The 19399-nt window shown below is 40.2% G+C and carries 17 protein-coding genes; 2 read left to right on the top strand and 15 right to left on the bottom strand.

Annotation, left to right across the window (positions count from 1 at the left end):
• Positions 1-4: 4 nt before the first annotated feature.
• From infB to bamA, 6 genes are all read right to left on the bottom strand, one after another.
• Positions 5-2677 (bottom strand): translation initiation factor IF-2, encoded by a 2673-nt coding sequence (infB, locus tag OFN73_RS05230; protein WP_270862544.1) that lies wholly within the window; start codon positions 2675-2677, stop codon positions 5-7.
• 232 nt (positions 2678-2909) lie between these two features.
• The gene (thrB, locus tag OFN73_RS05225; RefSeq protein ID WP_270862543.1) at positions 2910-3791 is read right to left on the bottom strand and encodes a homoserine kinase; all 882 of its coding nucleotides are present in this window, start codon (positions 3789-3791) and stop codon (positions 2910-2912) included.
• A gap of 8 nt (positions 3792-3799) precedes the next feature.
• Positions 3800-4210: a glycoprotease gene (locus tag OFN73_RS05220; RefSeq protein WP_270862542.1), complete on the bottom strand. Its 411-nt coding sequence runs from the start codon at positions 4208-4210 to the stop codon at positions 3800-3802.
• 51 nt (positions 4211-4261) lie between these two features.
• Positions 4262-5146: a UDP-3-O-acyl-N-acetylglucosamine deacetylase gene (gene lpxC / locus OFN73_RS05215; RefSeq protein WP_270859235.1), complete on the bottom strand. Its 885-nt coding sequence runs from the start codon at positions 5144-5146 to the stop codon at positions 4262-4264.
• Positions 5147-5194: 48 nt separating this feature from the next.
• Entirely contained in the window at positions 5195-6574 is a 1380-nt protein-coding gene (locus tag OFN73_RS05210; RefSeq protein ID WP_270862541.1) for a M23 family metallopeptidase, read from the bottom strand.
• Between the two features lie 131 nt (positions 6575-6705).
• Complete coding sequence (gene bamA, locus OFN73_RS05205; protein ID WP_270862540.1) at positions 6706-8955, bottom strand: outer membrane protein assembly factor BamA; 2250 nt, start codon at positions 8953-8955, stop codon at positions 6706-6708.
• 79 nt (positions 8956-9034) lie between these two features.
• Here bamA and OFN73_RS05200 point away from each other — a divergent pair, with 79 nt between their 5' ends.
• Entirely contained in the window at positions 9035-9865 is an 831-nt protein-coding gene (locus OFN73_RS05200) for a prephenate dehydrogenase (protein ID WP_270862539.1), read from the top strand.
• A gap of 245 nt (positions 9866-10110) precedes the next feature.
• Here the strand turns inward: OFN73_RS05200 and OFN73_RS05195 are convergent, their stop codons facing one another.
• The 6 genes from OFN73_RS05195 to accD form a co-directional block, all read right to left on the bottom strand.
• The gene (locus OFN73_RS05195) at positions 10111-10869 is read right to left on the bottom strand and encodes a hypothetical protein (protein WP_270862538.1); all 759 of its coding nucleotides are present in this window, start codon (positions 10867-10869) and stop codon (positions 10111-10113) included.
• A 253-nt stretch (positions 10870-11122) separates the two neighbouring features.
• Positions 11123-12049, bottom strand: coding sequence for a tRNA dihydrouridine synthase (locus OFN73_RS05190; protein ID WP_270862537.1), 927 nt, complete (start codon positions 12047-12049; stop codon positions 11123-11125).
• 63 nt (positions 12050-12112) lie between these two features.
• Positions 12113-13114 (bottom strand): LapA family protein, encoded by a 1002-nt coding sequence (locus tag OFN73_RS05185; RefSeq protein WP_270862536.1) that lies wholly within the window; start codon positions 13112-13114, stop codon positions 12113-12115.
• Between the two features lie 2 nt (positions 13115-13116).
• Positions 13117-13473: an RNA polymerase-binding protein DksA gene (dksA, locus tag OFN73_RS05180; RefSeq protein WP_270859227.1), complete on the bottom strand. Its 357-nt coding sequence runs from the start codon at positions 13471-13473 to the stop codon at positions 13117-13119.
• A 7-nt stretch (positions 13474-13480) separates the two neighbouring features.
• Positions 13481-13933: a 23S rRNA (pseudouridine(1915)-N(3))-methyltransferase RlmH gene (locus OFN73_RS05175; protein ID WP_270862535.1), complete on the bottom strand. Its 453-nt coding sequence runs from the start codon at positions 13931-13933 to the stop codon at positions 13481-13483.
• A complete protein-coding gene (gene accD / locus OFN73_RS05170) occupies positions 13933-14838 on the bottom strand; it encodes an acetyl-CoA carboxylase, carboxyltransferase subunit beta (RefSeq protein WP_270862534.1) in 906 nt (301 codons plus the stop codon). The genes OFN73_RS05175 and accD overlap by 1 nt, the downstream gene beginning before the upstream one ends.
• Positions 14839-14924: 86 nt before the next feature.
• On the opposite strand from accD, the gene recO reads away from it, so the two are divergent.
• The gene (gene recO, locus OFN73_RS05165; RefSeq protein WP_270862533.1) at positions 14925-15539 is read left to right on the top strand and encodes a recombination protein RecO; all 615 of its coding nucleotides are present in this window, start codon (positions 14925-14927) and stop codon (positions 15537-15539) included.
• 7 nt (positions 15540-15546) lie between these two features.
• Here the strand turns inward: recO and OFN73_RS05160 are convergent, their stop codons facing one another.
• The 3 genes from OFN73_RS05160 to OFN73_RS05150 all read right to left on the bottom strand — a co-directional run.
• Entirely contained in the window at positions 15547-16275 is a 729-nt protein-coding gene (locus OFN73_RS05160) for a tetratricopeptide repeat protein (RefSeq protein ID WP_270862532.1), read from the bottom strand.
• 47 nt (positions 16276-16322) lie between these two features.
• The gene (locus OFN73_RS05155; protein ID WP_270859222.1) at positions 16323-17102 is read right to left on the bottom strand and encodes an OmpA family protein; all 780 of its coding nucleotides are present in this window, start codon (positions 17100-17102) and stop codon (positions 16323-16325) included.
• A gap of 62 nt (positions 17103-17164) precedes the next feature.
• Positions 17165-19399: YadA family autotransporter adhesin (locus OFN73_RS05150; RefSeq protein WP_270862531.1), on the bottom strand; the 2235-nt coding region annotated here is incomplete at its 5' end.

Below are 19399 nucleotides of genomic sequence, written 5' to 3'. Positions count from 1 at the left end.
ACCTTTATAGCGTGGCTTGTTCTTCTTTTTCTTTGAAGCTTTCGATGAAATCCCCAACGCGCATATCGTTGTATCCGTCGATACCGACACCACACTCAAAGCCCTTAGCGACCTCTTTTGCGTCATCTTTAAAGCGTTTTAGTGAGCTTATGTTTCCTTCGAAAACCACCACACCATCGCGGATTACGCGGATTTTAGCTCCCCTTTGGATACTACCTTCTGTAACCATACAACCGGCAATCTGTCCGATTTTTGGCACATTGATGACTTGGCGAATTTCAGCTTGACCAAGGTCTTCTTCTCTGATAATCGGGCTCATTAATCCGCCCAAAATCGCCTTAACATCGTCAAGCAAATTATAAATGACATTGTAAGTTTTTATCTCTACACCGCGCTCTTTGGCTTTTTCTTTGACTTCGCCAGTAGGCCTGATATTAAAGCCTAAAATCACGCAGTTTTCACTCGCACTTGCTAGTCCTACATCGTTTTGCGTGATACCGCCTACGCCTGAGTGGATAATGTTTACCTTAACTTCGTCGTTGCGAAGTTTTTCCAAACTTGCCTTAATGGCTTCAAGAGAGCCAACCACATCGGCTTTTACGATGACAGGAAGCGATTTTAACTCGCCTTCTGCGATTTTTGCGCTTAGCTCGTCGATTGTAACCTTTGTCGATTTTGATAGCTCTTTTTGGCGTTGGTGCTCGTAAATTCGACTCGCATACTCTCTTGCTTCTTTATCGCTTCCCACGCCAATTAGCGTTTCCCCGGCTTCCGGGACTTCGCTAAGACCGATGATGACACCACACTCGCCAGGAGCAATCGAGCTTAGCTTTTTGCCTTTATCATCGTTTAGGGCTCTAACCTTTCCATACGCCACACCCGCAACTACCGTATCACCCACTTTTAGTGTGCCGTTTTGCACGATGACGGTGGCGACAGGACCACGACCCTTTTGAAGTGAGCTTTCTATAATGGTTGCTTTTGCTTGGCGAGTTTTATCGGCTTTTAATTCAAGCAAATCGGCTTGAAGCAAGACGATTTCAAGTAAATCTTCAATTCCCATACCTGTTTTAGCCGAAATCGGCACAAATTCATAGCTTCCGCCCCACTCGGTCGGCATTATATCAAGTTCTGCAAGTCCTGTTTTTACTAAATCAGGATTTGCGTTTTCTTTATCCATTTTATTGATAGCGATGATTATCGGCACGCCTGCTGCTTTCGCATGATTTACGGCTTCTTTTGTTTGCGGTTTTACGCCATCATCTGCCGCAACCACGATAATAACAATGTCGGTAACTTCCGCACCGCGCGCACGCATAGATGTAAATGCTTCGTGTCCCGGGGTATCGATAAATGTGATATTTCGTCCGTTTTTCTCGACCATATACGCACCCACATGTTGCGTAATACCACCTGCTTCGCCGCTAACGACGCGCGAATTTCTAATGAAATCAAGCAAACTAGTCTTTCCGTGATCGACATGCCCCATAATGGTAATCACAGGCGCTCTTGTGGTTAAATTTTCTTCAACTACTTCATCTTCGTAAGCCTTGACATAGTCGAATTCCTCGGCTTCATTTACGATATTTACCTCAATGCCAAATTCTTCTGCCAAAATTTCAATTGCATCTTCGTCCAAAAAGTCGTTTTTAGTCGTCATCATACCAAGCAAAAATAGCTTTGAAATGATTTCGCTAGGCTGTTTTTTGATTTTTTCGGCAAATTCATAAACACGAATTTCTTTTGGAATATTTACAGAAGTTACGCTCTGCTCGTCATCTTTTTTGACGACTTTTTTATGTTTTTTGCGACTTCCACGACTAATGCCTGTATCATTGCCGTAAAACTGCGTTTGCGAACCTTTGTAGATATTTGGTTGATTTTTGGTTTTTGTTTTGTTTTCGACTTGGATAGGCTTAACGGTCAAATCAGGCAAAACTACCATATCTTCATCATCATCTATAACAATATCGGCTAGTTCGTGGTCGCTAACCAAATCGATTTTTTGGGTATCTTCTTTTTTAGAAACAGCGATTTTTTTCTTTTCGGCTTTTTTCTTTTTTAAATTTAACTCAGCGTTTGAGAAAATCGCCTCCAAGCTAGCGCTTACCTTTTCGCGACTTTCGCTTGGTTTTTCTATCTTTGGTGCTTCGGTGTCTTTTTTCTTTTTGACTATCACCAAACCACGGCGCTTTTGCAAACTCTCGCTAGCTAGGCTCTCGCCACTATTTATTTGAGGGGTTTGCGCTTCGGGCTTGGATTTTGGCTCGGTTTTAACTTCGGCTTTTGCTTCGATTTTCGTTTCGCTTTTTGGTTGAGAGTGCGGCTTTTCCTCTTTTGGCTCAGGTTTTGGCTCAGACTTTGGCTCTTTGCTTTGAGAATTTTCAGCCTTTGGCTCTGTTTTTTTGCTCTGAGTTTTTTTAGGCTCATCTTTTTTGGTTTCGCTCTGCTTTTTTGGCTTCGCAGGGGCTTTTTTAGCACTGGATTTTGGCTTTAAAGACTCTGGCAAAATTCCTGTTTGAATATACTCATATATAGCCGCTGCTTCTTCGTTGCTTACCTTATTTGACGCGGTTTTGACCTTAGTATAGCCCATTTCTTGCGCTTTTTCGATGATGTCTTTGCTTGCGTATCCAAGCTCAGCCGCGATGTCACTGATTTTAACTCCCTCAGCCATTTAAAACCCTCTCCTTAATAATCTCAAAATTTTCATATTTTCTAAATTTTGATAAATATTTAATAATTTTTTCTTTTTGATTTATACATTGATTGCAAATATAAAATTGCCGTTTTGAATTTTCTTTTTTGAAATTTTGCACAAAGGCATTAAGCCCCGCCTTAGCAAATCTACCTCTACAAATAACGCACATTCTTATCGGTTTATTCATAAAATTATATCTTACTTTTTCTTAGCTAATATTAAAGCCGTTATTATCTATATTTAAAATTTCTACCTTGAAATTTTTAAACTTATCCGCCAGCGCATTTTTTATCTTTTGCGCATCGCTAGCATGGGCTAAATTTAAAAATGTCGAGCCACTACCGCTGAGCGAACTCATAATCGCGCCATTTGCGTAAGCCACTTCGCGCACGCTAAATAGCTCAGGTAGCGCGCTCATACGCACCTCCTCGTGCATTTTATCCACACAAGCAAGCCTTAGGCTATCATAATCTTTTTTCATAAAACACGCCGTCAAAAACGCAGCGTGCGAAAGGTTGCTCACGCAATCTTTGATAGTAAAACTCTTAGGCAATTTTCCGCGAGATTCGTTTGTAGGCATTGGCGTATCCGGGATAACGACGATAGCCTTGATATCAGCGTCGATCTCGCATTTTTGCGAATAGACATTTTTGCCAGAAGTTATGCTCGAAACAAACCCGCCATAAGTCGCCGGGGCGATATTATCAGGGTGGTTTTCGTATTCTAGGGCGAGATTTAAAATTTTGCCCCTATCTACGCTAAATCCGCGCATATAATACGCTGCCGCGATTGCTCCGACTATCACAGCCGATGAGCTTCCAAGACCGCGCGAAAATGGGATATTGTTTTGAAATGAAATTTTGAAATTTTGGTTTGGATTTCCGCCTAGTTTGGTATAAATTTCGCGGAAAATGTTTAAAAACGCATTATTTTTTTTAAGCCACGCCTTTTCGCTTCCATATCCGTTTAGCGAGATACAATGAAAGCTATTTTCGCAAATCTCTACTTCGTTAAAAAGCTCTAAACTAAGTCCTAGTGCGTCGAAGCCTGGTCCCAAATTTGCGCTGGTGGCGGGAATTTTTATAATCAAATTTTCTCCTAAACTGCATCAATAATGTAATTTGGTAGTATATCATTGCTTTTATTTAAAGTTGATAAATTTTGCGGTAATTTCATAGGAGCAGGCTCTAATTTTGCCATTTTTATCTCGCCATTTTCGTAAATGTATGAAAATGCCTTGTTTGCCCTGATTGGCGAAAATCCATTTAGCTCAAATCCACTGACCGCGTAAAGTGGCAAATTTAGGGCGATACTAAGCGTTTTTAACATTACAAAGCTAACTTTTATGCCCATAAAAGAGCCGGGTGTATTCGCATAGATAAGCTCTGAAATTTTATACTCTTTTAAAATTTGAGAAAATTTTTCTACCAAAAATTCATCGGCTTTTTGCCCTGGCGCGCTAGAAAATTCTAAAATTTTGTCATTTTTCTCGTAAATACCGACAAGCACGGGCGAAGTAAGTGCTACGACTAAAACGCTGATTTCTTTGATGACTTGCCCTTACGCGAAAGCTTTTTGATACTCTCTCACGATTTGCGCGTTTAGCTCGACTAATTCGTAATTTTTAGCGTCGCTAAATACAGCCTCGGTGAGCTTGTGATTTAAATCATGGCTTCCAGCAAATGATGTGTAATCGCCTAAAATAGGCGCTCCACTAAGTGCCAAATCGCCAATAGCGTCTAAAATTTTATGGCGGACAAATTCGTTTTCATAGCGCAAACCCTCTGGGTTTAAAATTTTATTATCGTCGATTACGACGGCATTTTCTAGGCTTCCACCAAGTGCTAGCCCCATAGAACGAAGCGCTTGAACATCTTTTAAAAATCCAAAAGTTCTAGCCCTAGAAATTTCTTTAATATAAGCCTTTTTGCTAAATTCAAAGACATGGTGCTGTGTGCCGATAATCGGATTTGCAAATTTAATCGTATAATCAAATTTAGGCCTTGCACTTGGGCTTAGACGGACAAATTTATCGCCCTCTTTGACCTCGACATCGCGTTTGATGATAATGACTTTTTTATTCGTATCTAGCTCTTTGATCCCAGCCTCGTCCAAAAGCATACAAAAACTCGCCGAGCTTCCGTCCATTACAGGGATTTCGTTCGCATCGACGATAATGCGGATATTGTCGATTCCATAGCTTGAAATCGCGCTCATTAGGTGCTCTATCGTAGAGACATAGCCCTTTTCATTACCCACGACAGTGGCCATTTGGGTATTTACGACATTTTGGGGCGTTGCTTTAAAACTAATTCCAAGGTCACTTCTATAAAATACTATTCCGCTACCTGCTTCCAAAGGCTCCAATGTAAGTCTGATTGGCTCACCTTTATGCAATCCGATACCGACACTATGGACTTTTTTAGCTATTGTTCTTTGTCTCATTTTTCCCTCATTTCATTAATTTTTGCATTATAGCGAAAAATTTGAAATTTATTTTCCTTTTTCGATAACTTTTTTCGCACTTTCGAGCACATCGCTCACATTATCCTTGATCCACTTCGGATCCATCCACTCCTCCGGCCTTACTTCCACGCCCTGAACCACTATACCAAAGTGCAAATGATCGCCAAAGGCAAAGCCAGTGGCGCCAGTTTGGGCTAAGATATCGTTTGGTTTGACCTGATCGCCCACGCTAAGGGCTGAATTCGAGCAGTGCGCATACACGCCATAAACTCCAAAACCATAATAAACGCCCAAATTTAGGCCATAAATTCCATTATCTTGCAAAAACACGACCACGCCATAATTACTCTCTTTGATATCTGCATTTGCCACGCTAGCAAGATCAAGCCCCATGTGCCAGCTCTCGCTAACTTGCTCGCTGTTTAAGAAAAACAGCCTGTGATCGGCGAAACTCGCTACCGCAGCGCCCTTTGCAAGCGGATAAAACGGACGAAGCGAAAACTCGCTTATCATATCCTCATGCACCCTGCTCGTAAATGCGTGCAAATCCTTGGCGTTTTGCTCTCTGAGAGTTTCATTTACAAATTTAAATTTATCCAAATCGCTCATAGAGTTGAAATTTTGCGCATGTTGGCTGGCTAGATCGCTGACCTTGCCTGAGAGAAAATTTTCGCTAAGTTTGATTTGCGAAACCTTGTATTTTTTATCGCTGTAAAAGTAGCGAATCTGCGACGAGCTGACATTGCCAGCCTTGTCGGTTGCTACGATTTCTGCGCGAAATTCATCTTCGTTTGCCGGCCAGGCTACAAGCGAAGCGTAATACCCCTCTTTGACAAACGGCGTAGCTTTGAAAATTTTGCCGTAATTTGTGCGTATGAAAACCTCATCTAGCATTTCATCGCTAGCGCTAAAAACAACCACAGCCGAACCGCCTTTGGTGATTTTATACGAATTTGCGACCAAATTTATCAAAGGTTTTTTGTTGTCGATGATTATATTTACGACTTTATCGGTTTTGTTACCTTTGGTGAAATTCCACGCGCTAATATCGCCAGCTTCGATGTGTAGTTTGTATTTTTTATCTTTGTTTAGGATTAAATTTTTTGGAAATTCAACTGCAATTTCTAGCTCTTTTTGGCTTATGCCATACTCTTCATCTTTTAGCGGAGTTAAATTTTCCCCGTCATTTAGGCTTACTTTTATTGATTTTACACCTGTGTCATCTGAAATTTTAACCTTCAAAGGCGAGATTAAATTCCAGTAAATTTCATCTGCAATTTCGATTTTAGGGGGATTTTGTTCAAATTTAGGCGAGGTTAAAAAATGAAAAACTCCATAAGCTATCGCCAAAGTTAGTATTAAAAAAATGAAAATTTTAGGATTTATTCTGCTTCGATTTCTATACATAAATTACCTTGATTTTAAATTAAAGCCTGATTTTACTGAGTTTTTGTAAATCGTAAGTAAAGGATTGGTTAAATTTCATTAAGGTTAAATTTTGGGTAAAAGTGAAATTTACCCAAAATTTACGCCAAATTTTAGTTAAATCTAGCTCCAATGCTAAATTCGAAACTATTTGTCTTATCGTGTGGTTTTTCGTTAAGCGGTTTTGTGAAATACAACTGCAACGGCCCCATTGGTGTGAGCCACTCGATACCAGCACCTGCGCTATATCGCTCTTCCTCGTTCCAGTCATTGTCGCCTATCATACCATAATCGAAAAATGTTACAAGGCGCATTTTCATACGATCGATTAGCGGGAAGCTTAGCTCGACTGAGTTGTTGAAGCTTTGCATACCGCCGGTTTCGACATAACGGCAGCTACCATTGGCTACGCAAATTTCTTTACGCGGAATCGATCTAGAATTATATCCTCTCACCGTTCTAATACCGCCTAGGAATAGTTTTTCGTTGATTGGAAGTGGATCGCCTCTATCCCAAACATATCCAGCCGCAGCTTTGTAGCGGAAAATCAAATCGTAATCGATATAATCGCGCAATCCAAAGTAGTAATTAAAGCTTCCTTTTGCTTTGGTAAATTCAATATCTCCGCCAAGTCCAGCGTATTCTAAGCTAGCAGTCGCGATGATACCGCTTCGTGGCAGATAGTAATCATCTGTGCTATTGTATGTAAGCGCTGGTGTAATCGAGCTTTTAATGCTTTCGTGGTTACGATAACCAGCGGCTGCGTAGTATTCGTTTAGCCCTTCGATTTCTGTCTTTTCTAGGTAGTATGTCAGACTTGCGCTTAAATTTCGTCCTAGCTTTCTGCCAAGCGTCAAGGCAAATCCATAAGATTTCTCCTCGTAATCGTCCCAGTCATAGTCATTAGCAAAGACCATACCGCCCAGGCTGTATTCTGAATCGAAAATTCTAGGATTTGTAAGGCTCACTCTACCGCTTAATTTATCATCTGATTTTTCTACCGATACTGAGCCACTTAGTCCTGTTCCAAAGACATTTCTATCGCTAATTCCACCACTTAGTAACAATCCATCATCGCTACCATATCCGATACCACCTGTAATCGAGCCGGTTGGGGTTTCTTGGACTACGACTTCTAAATCTAGTTGATCATCGCTTACCCTAGTTTCTTTGATTTCGACATTTTCAAAATATCCCGTGCGTTTAAGAGCCGCGATAGAATCAGCATAATCAGTTCTGCTAAATAAATTTCCCTCAGTTAGATACATTTCGCGTCTAACGACTTTATCTTCTGTTTTGTCGTTGCCAGAGATTGTTACATTTCTGATATAGACTTTATTTTCAGGTATGATTTTATAAGTTATGCCTATGGTTTTAGCCTCTCTGTCTTGATCGGTTTGTGGGACGACCTTGACATAAGCATATCCTTGATCGGCGACTAAGGTTTCGATTTTTTGGATATCACGACGCATCCAGTCTGAATTCATCGTGTCGCCCTTTTCGAGTTTTAGATCGCTTATGACCTTTTCTTTATCCATAGTTACATTTTCTGGGCAGTCGATATCTATACTGCTGACCTTATAACGCTCGCCCTCTGTTACATAGTATGTCAAATCCGCGGTGTAATCGCCAGTATCGGCATTTACGATTGGGGCAGATACCCTAGCGTCGAGGTAGCCTTTTTTGTAGTATTCTTCTTGGATTCTATTTGCGTCGTTTGGCAACTCATTAGCTTTTAGCTGTCCATCGTTAAAGCCCCATAGCCAGCCAAATACTTCGCGTTGTTTGTTTGAAACAGCTGGTTCGATATCATCGTAATCTAGTTTTTTAGCGCCGACTAAATTTACCTTTTCGATGATGATATTTTCGCCTCTATTGACATCGACTATGACATGCACGGCGTTTCCTTCGCTATCAAGCGGTTTTGGGGTAACTTCGACAACAGTGTCAAAAAAGCCCTTTACTTCGTAAAATTGCTTGATTCTAGCGGTGGCGTTTTTTGCCAAAACCTCATCATAGACCTGTCCTGGGCGAAGTCCGATTAGATTTTTGATAGCGTCTTGGTCGTTTGTAACGACATTTTTGATATCGACTTTGGCCACGCTTGGTTTTTCTTTTACGCTAATTGTTACATTTCCGCCCTGTTCGCTGATATACACATCTTCGAAATAGCCCTGAGCAAAGAGATTTGAGATCGCTCGGTTTGTGTTTTCGCCTGTGATTTGATCGCCTATTTGTAGGCCAGAAATAGCAGCTGCAACTTGCGGAGATAGGTGTTTTAAACCCTCGAATTTAATAGTTTGGATTTGCGCTGCGCAAGCAACAGAAACCCCACCTAATAATAAAAACAAACTTTTTCTCATAAAATTTTACCTAGAAATGAAAATAATTGCGTATAATAGCATATTAAAATTAATCAAAAAGAATTTACAAAGGAAAATTATGAAAATAGGCATTATAGGTTTAGGTTTGATAGGTGGCTCGCTCGGGCTTTGTATGAAAAAATCAAAGATTATTAGCACGGTTAGCGGATACGATATTTCTAGGGAAAACGAAAAAGAGGCCTTGGAGTTGGGGCTGGTGCATGAAATTTTAAGTATCGAAGAGATGAAGCAAAAATGCGATGTGATTTTTCTCGCAATCCCAGTCGAGGCGATTATCACGACGCTAGCCCAGCTAAAAGACGCGCGCAAGGAAACCACAATCATCGATTTAGGAAGCACAAAATTTAAAATTTTGCAAAGTTGCCCGCCAGAGATTAGAGGAAATTTTATCGCCGCTCACCCTATGGCAGGCACGGAAAACTCAGGCCCAAGCGCGGCGTTTTCGGAGTTACTAAATGGCGCAGTAGTCGTCATCTGCGACGATAACAACGCCGATGAAATACATGTCAAACGCGCGGTTGAAATTTTTTCGTTTGCGGGTATGAAGATTGTCTTTATGGACGCGCTCAGCCACGACCACCATGTGGGGCTCATCTCGCACCTGCCACACGCGATTAGCTACTCGCTCGTAAATAGCGTCTTAAAAGAGGAAAACCGCCGAAATATCATAAATTTAGCCGGCGGAAGCTTCACCGGCATGGCAAGAATCGCCAAATCAAGCCCTGAAATGTGGATCGATATCTTCAAACAAAACAAAGAAAATTTGTTAAAATCAATAGAGTCTTTCAAAAAAGAGCTTCAAATTTGCACCGATATGATCGAAAACGAAAAGTGGAGCGAGCTAGATAGCTGGATGCACAGCGCAAGGACACTGCGCGAGATTTTGTAAATTTGCCTGATTTGTCGCGCAAGCAATCTACGAGTTTGAAATTTATCTAAATTTTACTAGATTGCAACGCTAGGCTCGCAATGACGCGGTTGTAATATTTTGGTTATTTTTCATCACTACAATGGTTAATTAAAGGATTAAAATGATGAAATTTGATAAAAATATAAAATTCGGCGGGCAAGGACGCCCACCCTACGATACTCTCTCGAATATGTTGAATTTCCCATTTTTGTCTCCTTTTCTAGCTATAAATATGGGTAATAGCTTTTTTTAATGTTATCAATGTTTATTTTTTTAATTCTAAAAAACCACTCTTTTAATTGTTTATAGTCATTTTCGCTGAATATATATACTAAACAATATCTACCAAATCTAAGTGTGTTATACACATGAGGTTCAACATGAAATTCGCTCGCAATACATAATGCAGGAAATGGAGTAAAATTTGAAAAATTATTATTTAATCTAAAAAATATAGCTTTTTTAATACATTCAGCCAAATATATAAAAAACAAAAGCACTAAAATAATGGGTTTTACAAACCCACATATTAAAACTAACACAAAAAATAAAAAAAAGAAAATTTTTGATGTAGTTATGCCATTTTCTTCACACCAAGCCCAAAATGGTTTTGATAAAAATTTATCCATTTCTTCAATTTTAACAATTCGTTGCAGTTCATTATATTCATAAAATTCTATTGTTTGAGATTTAAATTTTATAAAGTTATCATCTCGCAAAATATGCTTTGTATAAAGAAAATTATATCCAAAAATACAAACTCCAATAAGTATTATAAATATAACTACATTTGCAGGTTCAACAAATTTTTCAGTAATCATTTCATAAATCATAAATGGAATAAAAGGCACAATACAAGTTGTAAGTAAAAATGTCGAAGTAAAAAATTGTTCGTAATTTTTTATAATAATCGGCTCTTTGTCATAATCTCTCAAATTCTTATTTTTATTAAAAATATCGTTTTTGAAATTTCTGTTTTCCAAATTTAATCCTTTTTATAAAATCTCGGTCAGTATCGTTGATACTGAATTTTTAAATTTACAATTTTAAACCATTTCTGTTTTTGTGGCACCAAATTTAATCCTTTAAATTCATTGCCACAAATTTAAAATTCAAGGTCAGTGTTGTTGTAAAATTTCAAAACTTCGTTCAATGATAAATTTAGGTTAAATTTTGCTTCGAATTTTACTGGATTGCACGATGAGCGCGTCATCTCGCAACGACAAAAACCAAAATTTAAAAAAACTCCAAAATTTTATCTCGCATTAAATTTGCATTTTCTATGTGATTTATCTCTTCGCGAAATGCGCTAGCGTTTGCGTAGCCTTTGGAGTATTCGTGCAGGTGTTTGCGGAAAATCGCCACACCATGCGCCCCATAGTGCGCTATCATCTGCGCAAAATGCTCCAAAATAATCTCTTTTTTCAACTCTGCGCTCGCACTTTGCCCCTGCTTAATCTCGGCGAAAACCCACGGGTGCCCGATACTTGCCCTGCCTATCATAAGCCCGTCTGCGCCGGTCGTGCTTCGCACAAATTCGGCATTTTGCGAGCTAATGTCACCGTTGGCGATGAGCGGGATTTGCACGGCACCTTTTGCCTGTGCGATTGCGTCGTAATCGACCTGCGCGCTGTATCCACCAGCCCTCGTGCGCCCATGCACCGCGATAAAATCAGCTCCGCCTCGCTCCACCGCGCGCGCGATATTTTCGATATCAACGCTAGCAAAGCCAAGCCTAACTTTCGCGCTTACGAATTTTTTGTTTGAGTGGGTTTTGATGATTTCTAAAATTCGGGCTATCTTGTCCAAATCCAGCAAAAGCGCCGAGCCTGAGTTTTGCTTCACGACCTTTGGCACAGGGCAACCGCAGTTTAAATCAATCCCGCAAAATCCGTCAAATTTATTCAAAATCAAAACCGCCTTTTTTATCACCTCTTCGTCGCTTCCGGCGATTTGGACGAAAAACGGCTCTTCTGCTTCGTTTTTTTCTAACATTTTTAGGGTTTTGTCGTTTTCAAACACCAGCGCATTTGCGCTAATCATCTCACTTATCGTCGCATCTGCGCCGAATTTTTTCACCACACCGCGCAGTGGCGGATCTGAAAACCCAGCCAAAGGGGCTAAAAAAAGCGGTTTTGTCTCGAAAAATTTATTTAAATTCATTGATTGTGTAAAAATGGCGCGAATTTGCAAATTTACAAAATTTACAAATTCGCGCCCCGAAATTTAGAATATCAGCGAAGCTGGCACTGATTTGCCATTGTCGCGTAAAAATAACAAAATTTGGAATTTATCAAATTCGTCGCCGTCGCTCATGTGGAGCTGCTCTCTTAGCTCATCAATCATACCAAGCTCATATAGCGCATACAAATACGCCTCTGTCGCGCTTGAATTTTGGTTTTTGAGCCTTTCAAAAAAGGTTCTGTATTGCTCCGGATTTAGGTGGTCTTTGAGCTTTTTGGCAAAATAAATGAAGTCTTTGTCGCTGAATTCATCGCTATTTATGAGATTAAACAGCTCCTCGCTACTGACCTCAAACTCGCTATCATCAGCAGCTCTTTCTACGATACGCTTGATATCGTCGGTGTCTTGGAATTCTTTATAGGTTTTAATCGCGCTATAATCGCCCTTATCGACTAAAATTTTATATGCTTTTTTAGTGATTTGATCGTTATAAACGCCCTTTGTTTTTAAAATTTCGCGCGCATAATCAGGCTCAGCGTCAAGGCGGTTTAGTTCGTTTTGTAAAAACATACCGTTTGATTTAGGAAGTTTGTATTTTTTCAGATCCACGACCTCGCCGTTTTTTACCTTTTCGACGACATCAACTATCTCTTTTAGGCTTTCGTTTTTGATATCAAGCTCGCTACTATCATACCATGGAGATAAAATTTTAGTTATATCGCTTGGATCTTTGAAAAACTCTGTTTTGAAGTTTCTATTTGTTTCAAGCCCTAATAAAACCTCTTTTGTCATCTCGTCATACGAGCTTACATCTTTTTGTATAGCGCGGTTTTTGCGATAAACCATAAAACCATAAAAGCCCAAATGACAAAGCGCTAGTATCATATACAAAGCTAATGGTAGCACCACCCACACAGCCACAGGCAGTGTGAGAGAGTATCCAAGCACGCTTAGGGTGTAGCTCGCGCTTTCTTGCGTGAAAATCACAGCTGCGATGATACCGATATATATCACTGAATATACAAAAAATTGTTTTGCCTTCATCATTATCTCCTTTGTGCTTTTTCGGCAAGTTCTTTGCAAGAAATACATAGTCTTGATTCTGGGCGGACTTTTAGCCTTTCTGGGCTGATTGGCTCGCCACACTCCAAACACTCGCCATAAGTGCCGTTTTCAATGCGTTCTAGCGCAGAGACTATTTTATTTAGGCTCTCTCTTTGTTTTAGCCCAATCGAATACTCAATCGTCAAATCCGTATCCATGCTAGCTACATCAATCTCATCTGTCGCGCCGTGCTCTCTAAGCTCTTCGATATCTTTTGTCGCACTGTTGATATTAGCGCTTAGCTCGGCTTTTCTTTCTTCTAAAAGTTTTTTGTAAATTTTCAACTCACTTTTTTTCATTTTACCCTCACTTATGGTATGGATGATTTGCATTTATACAAAGCGCACGAAAAATTTGCTCAAAGAGCATAAGCTTTGCAATTTTATGTGCCAAAGTTAGCTTTGTTAGGCTGATGATTTTATCGCATTTGCCCTTAAAATCATCGCTTAGCCCGTAAGCACCGCCTATGAAAAATGAAACCAAATTTTTCCCGTCTAAAATTTTAGCAAATTCCATACTATCAAGCTCTTCGCCCCTCTCGTCAAGGGCGATATTATAACCTTTTAATCTAGGCATATAAACCTCGTCATACGCCCTAAGTGCGCTGGCTCTATCGATTGTCTGAGCCTTTGCGATACTAGCGTTAAAGAAAATTTCATCTTTTATGCTAGCAAATTTAGCCGACATTTTGCGATATTCGTTTAGCTCGCTCGCAAATTCGTCGGTGCCTTTTTGTATAGAATTAACGATAATCTGCACTATTCGTCTTCTTCGCCGTGCGTATCAAATAGCCCCTCATCGCTACTATCATCGAGTTGGACTGGGGTATTTGTTAGCATATTTACCATATCGCTTAGATACTGACGCATTTGCGCTCTTGGCACGATAGCGTCGATTAATCCATGTTCTAGCAAAAATTCTGAGCGTTGGAAACCCTCTGGCAAATCTGCTCCGATTGTTTGTTTGATGACCCTTTGACCAGCAAAGCCAATCAATGCACCCGGTTCAGCGATGATGATATCGCCTAGCCACGCAAACGACGCACTAACTCCGCCCATCGTAGGATCTGTCAAAACAGAGATAAATGGAATTTTATTTTCGCTTAAAATTTTAAGCGCAGCCGAAGTTTTGCTCATTTGCATTAGCGAATATGTGCTTTCTTGCATTCTAGCTCCACCGCTAGCTGATACGATAATCAAGGCTTGCTTTTTATCAAGCGCGCGTTTGACGGCTCGCACGATTTTTTCGCCCTCTACCGAGCCAAGGCTTCCACCCATAAAATTAAAATCAAAAACGACCAATTGCACAGGTTGTTTTGAAATTTTGGCCTCGCCAGCGACGACAGCACTCGATCTGCCTGTCTTTTCCTGCCCCTCGCTTATGCGTTTTTTGTATGATTTTTTATCAACAAATTTAAGCGGATCAACGGGTTCGAGGGTTTTATCGCACTCTACAAACGAACCTTCATCGCAGATTAGCGCGATTCGCTCATCTGCGCTAAAACGCATGTGATAGTTACATTTAGGACAGACATGGTGGTTTTGTTCCACCTCCTTAAAATACATCAAAGAAGCACAACCAGGACACTTAACCCAATGCGCAGGTGCCTCAGAAGCTTCTGGTTGGGCTCTACGAATCTTTGAAAACAAATCTCCAAAATTCATAATATTCCTTTAATTTTGCAAAATTAAACTCTCAATTTTAACCTATTTTTCTTTATTTAAATTTAAAATTTCGCTAGAATATAACCATGCAAGGATTTATATTAAAAGTCACAAAAATCAAAGACGAAGATTGTATAGTAGATGTGCTCTGCTCTGACGCCTTGGTGCGCGCGTATCGCTTTTATGGTGCCAGACACCCAAATATCACACAAGGATACAAAATAGATTTTGAGCTAGTCTCAAACCAAAATTTCCTTCCGCGCCTAAGCAATGTCATGCACCTAGGATACGGCTGGCTCGCAAATAGAGAAAAACTCATTTTTTGGCAGCAATTCATCAGACTACTTGGCGCGCATTTAAAGGACGCAAACGAGCTTGATAAATTTTACTATGAGCTTTTAAATTCCGCTGCTTCGCGCTTTGGCCGCCAAAATCCACGCCGAATAATTATCGAAAGTTACGCTAAAATTTTAGAATTCGAGGGCAGACTTCACAGCGAGCCATTTTGTTTTTTATGCGATGAAGAGATTAGCGGCGCAGTATCACTCACACGCGGATTTTTGCCCGCTCACGAGCATTGTTTGCACCAAAAAGGCTTTAAATGGGGCGAAATTTTGGAATTTTTGCAAAGTCAAAATTCGCTAAATTTAGAAGATGACGCAGTTGAAAGGCTGTATGCTATCACGCTTCAAGGCTTCTAAATTTTGCTTATTTGCTTAGTTTTTTATACTCCGAGCATGAAATTTTATCGCCCATAGCGCAGGCTCTGGCGTAGTAGTTTTTCGCCCCCTCGATATCGCTTTGACCTTGGAAAATAATGGCTAAATTTCGGCACGAAGTCGCGACATCTAGCTTGCAAAGTCTATCTGTGTAAAAAATCGCTGATTGGATATTTTCAGGCGTGCCCTGGGCTTTAAAATACAAATTCACCAAGGTTTCGCAAGAATCCTTATTGCCGTTTTTGCAGTCATTATCCAGCCTTGCCACGGCTTTTGTGTTTTCCAGCGTCACAAGGGCATTTTCGCAGTATTCGTCCTCACCATTTTTGCATAAAAACGCGCGAATTTCACTTAATCTTTTTTTGTTTTTATTCGAAGCAGAGTGCAATCTCTCAGCCCCTTTGCACGAAAGGACATTTTTTTGCTTACAGCCGTTTTCGTATAAATTCAAGGCTGCATTTTTATCCGCCTTGATTCCAAGGCCGTTTTCTAGCATTTGCGCGTAAGCTACGCAGGCATTATCGTGCTTTTTATCGCACGCTTTTTTAAAAAACAAAACCGCGCCCTCGTCGTCTTTGGCAGTGCTTTGCCCCATATAAAGCAAAAGTCCCACCTCATAGCACGCCTGCGCATCGCTCTTTTCGCACGCGATAAATTTCGTATCTTCGATAGCAAATAAATTTGAGAAAAACAAAAAGATTAAAATTAGTTTTTTCAAACTAACCCCTTTGAAGTGAAATTTGGGCTAAGCTTAGCCCAAATTTATTAATAAATAGTTTTAATTACGACGCGTCTATTTGGTTTGAGGCACTCTTTTAGCGCGGCACCTTTTTCGCCCGGGCAGAATTTAACCTGATCTGCCTCGCCCATGCCGATAGCTTGGATTTTGCTAGCTGGGATTCCATTTGCGATAAGCTCGTTTTTGACCATATTTGCGCGTTGTTGTGATAGAGTTTTGTTATAAGCGTCGCTTCCTAGCGGATCAGTGTAACCATAGACCTTGACGCTTCTTACCATATTTACATCGATATCTTTGGCGACAGCTGCGATTTTTTCGTGGCCCTCGGCTTTGAGATTGTCTTTGTCGAAGTCAAACAAAAAGTCAGATTCTAGCTCGACATTTTGGTTCGGTAGCTGCACAGGGGCTACATCGGCACAACCTTTTGGATTATAAAATGTGCTTCCTACGCGATAATCTTTGTCGTAGATGATTTTGAATTGGCAAATTTTATCAGGATCGCCAGCTTTTTTCTTTAAATTAAATACATAATCCCACTCTCTAACCGCATACAAGCCCTCTTGGTGGTGCGGGTGACCGATTAGGAAATATACTTGATCTTTGCTCATACCCTTTTCTACTTTGCCTAAATTTTCGGCATTTGGGTGAGTTGGAGCGTCAATCCATGTTTTGTTCATATCTAGGAAAGTCACATCGTCCCATTGCATGACGCCGTCTTCTGGGATATTGTCGCTTACATGAGTGGTGCAACCACTAAAAAATAAAATTCCAGCTAAGCTTAGAGCTGATAGTAATGATTTTTTCATTTTTTACCCTTTAAATTTAAAAAAAGCGAAACCGAAATTCATCGGTTTCGCACTAGGCTACCTTAGAAGTGGAAGCCCAAAGACGCGCCTGCGCCAATGTTGTCTTGTGTATCGACTGAGATAGATGATTTAAATACCCATTTACCATTGTCTGACATTTTTGATAGACCGATAGATAGAGCACCCTCATCTTGGTAATATCCAGTACCCACACTTAGCATACCCTTACCAGGAATTGTAGATTGCGGTAGGTTGCCGATAGCGATAGCAGAAGCGATACCAGCCCTAGCCTCATCTCTAACATTGTCAATTTTTTTGTCCAAATTATCAATTCTTTGATTGATATTTGTTATGTTGTTACCCAAATGCTCGGCGATACCCTCGATAGCAGAGTATAGTTGTGAGCCGTTGATCGCATCGGTGCTGTCTTTGCTGATTAGACCAGGTGCGACATTTTGGATACGGCGAGTTTCATTAGCATTGCCCACACTTACTACGCCTTTGACTTGGTTGCCACCAGCGAAATTTTTCATACCAATTACGACATTTTCGCCAGCTGCGTTTTTCGCAGTTACACTATCACTAGTATAAGCGTTATTTGTGCCTTTACTTCTAGTGCCTTCGCCAACATAAGCTGTTCTGCTACCTAGGAATAATGAGTCTGCAACTGTGCTAGTTACATTGTTACCCATTACAAATGTATCTTTTGTGGATACATTGTTATTATTACCGACCACATAGCTTCCATCGGCCCCTGCTGCTACGGTATTTGGATCACCAAATGCACCTGAGTTGTTAGCATAAACTTTGTTACCAGTTCCAACTGAGATTGATTGTTTTCCGCTAGCTTGTGCGCCATTACCGATAGCGATAGATTGAACGCCACTTGCATTTGCATTATCACCAACCGCTAATGATGATTTACCACTAGCGTCTGCTTGATAACCAATAGCTGTCGCATGTCCGCCACTGGCTGATGAATCGACAGTATTCTTCCTTTGTTCTTCTGGTTTGAAATTTTCATCTTCATTTGTATGGAAGAATTTAATACCTTGCTCGTTCATCTTAGAAATCGCAGTTACGACATTGTTTGTAACATACTCACCTTTATCTTTGACATTGTAAGTTTTTAGCGTTACAGTTTTGCCTTTTTCATCTTTTGTTTGAACTACATTGTTAAATGTATTGCCATTCTCATCAGTGTAGTTTTCAACAGTGTAATTTCCAACTAGCTCTTTTAATTGAGATACATTAACTGCGTCAGTTGGAGCCTTACCAGCTGCTACATTTTTGACTTGAACCGGACCTGTTTTCTCGCTACCGTCAGCATTATAAGTAACCATACTTACAGTGCCGTCAGAATTTTGTTTAGTAGCGACTTTCAAGTCATAGTTCTTACTACCGTCAGTATTTGTTGTCTCTGCAATTTTTACAGAGCCATTTTTTGAACTAACAGTATTTGGAGCTTTAATTTTGCCTTCAACCGCTTTTAACTGAGATAAATTGACAGCATCAGTTAATTCAGTGCCAGCTGCAACATTTTCAATTTTCTTACCACCCATATCGACTTTATTCTTAGTTATAGTTGGACCATTTGCAATAGTCAAACCATCGTTGTTGATAGTAGTATCACCAGCTTTCACACTTCCATCTTTTCCCAGGTCAATATTTTGAGCAAGCTTAATAATCAAATCGCCACTAACATTTTCTACACCGATATTGCCCTCTGTCAATGTAGCACTAGCTGCGGTGTTGCCCTTAATATTTAGCGTTTCGTTAAGTTTTTTACTTACTACATCGCCTTTATCACCTTTAAATTTCAAGCCGTCATTTAAAGTAGCGACAGTCTCAGGATTACCACTAGCATCTTTGTAGGTAATTCTAGTATTAGTTGTGCCGTTTTGACCAGAGCCAGCAGGATCAACTTTGGCTACCGTAATATCTGCACTTACAGCGTCATTTCCATCTTTACCGTTAGTAATCTTAATGTGACCTTCACCAGTATTGTCATCTGCAAAGATTTCTACGCCAGCTTTACCATTTTTGTTATTGACTGTTACAGCACCGCTTTCTGCACTATCACCCAAGCTAAGTTTATTAGCAAGTTTTAGGTCGTAAGTAGTGTTATTATCACTAGCAGCAAGTTTTAAATTGCCATCTGTGTAAGAGCCATCATCAGGTGCTTTTGTGCCACCATTGACAGTAACTTTTGTTTTATTACCCTCTACGCCTTTTTTGAGTTGAGATACATTGACTGCGTCTGTATCAGCTTCACCAGCTTCGACATTGTGAATTTG

The organism is Campylobacter sp. JMF_14 EL1 (genome assembly GCF_027737585.1).
Lineage (GTDB): Bacteria > Campylobacterota > Campylobacteria > Campylobacterales > Campylobacteraceae > Campylobacter_B.
This window is presented reverse-complemented; position numbering and strand designations above follow the sequence as displayed.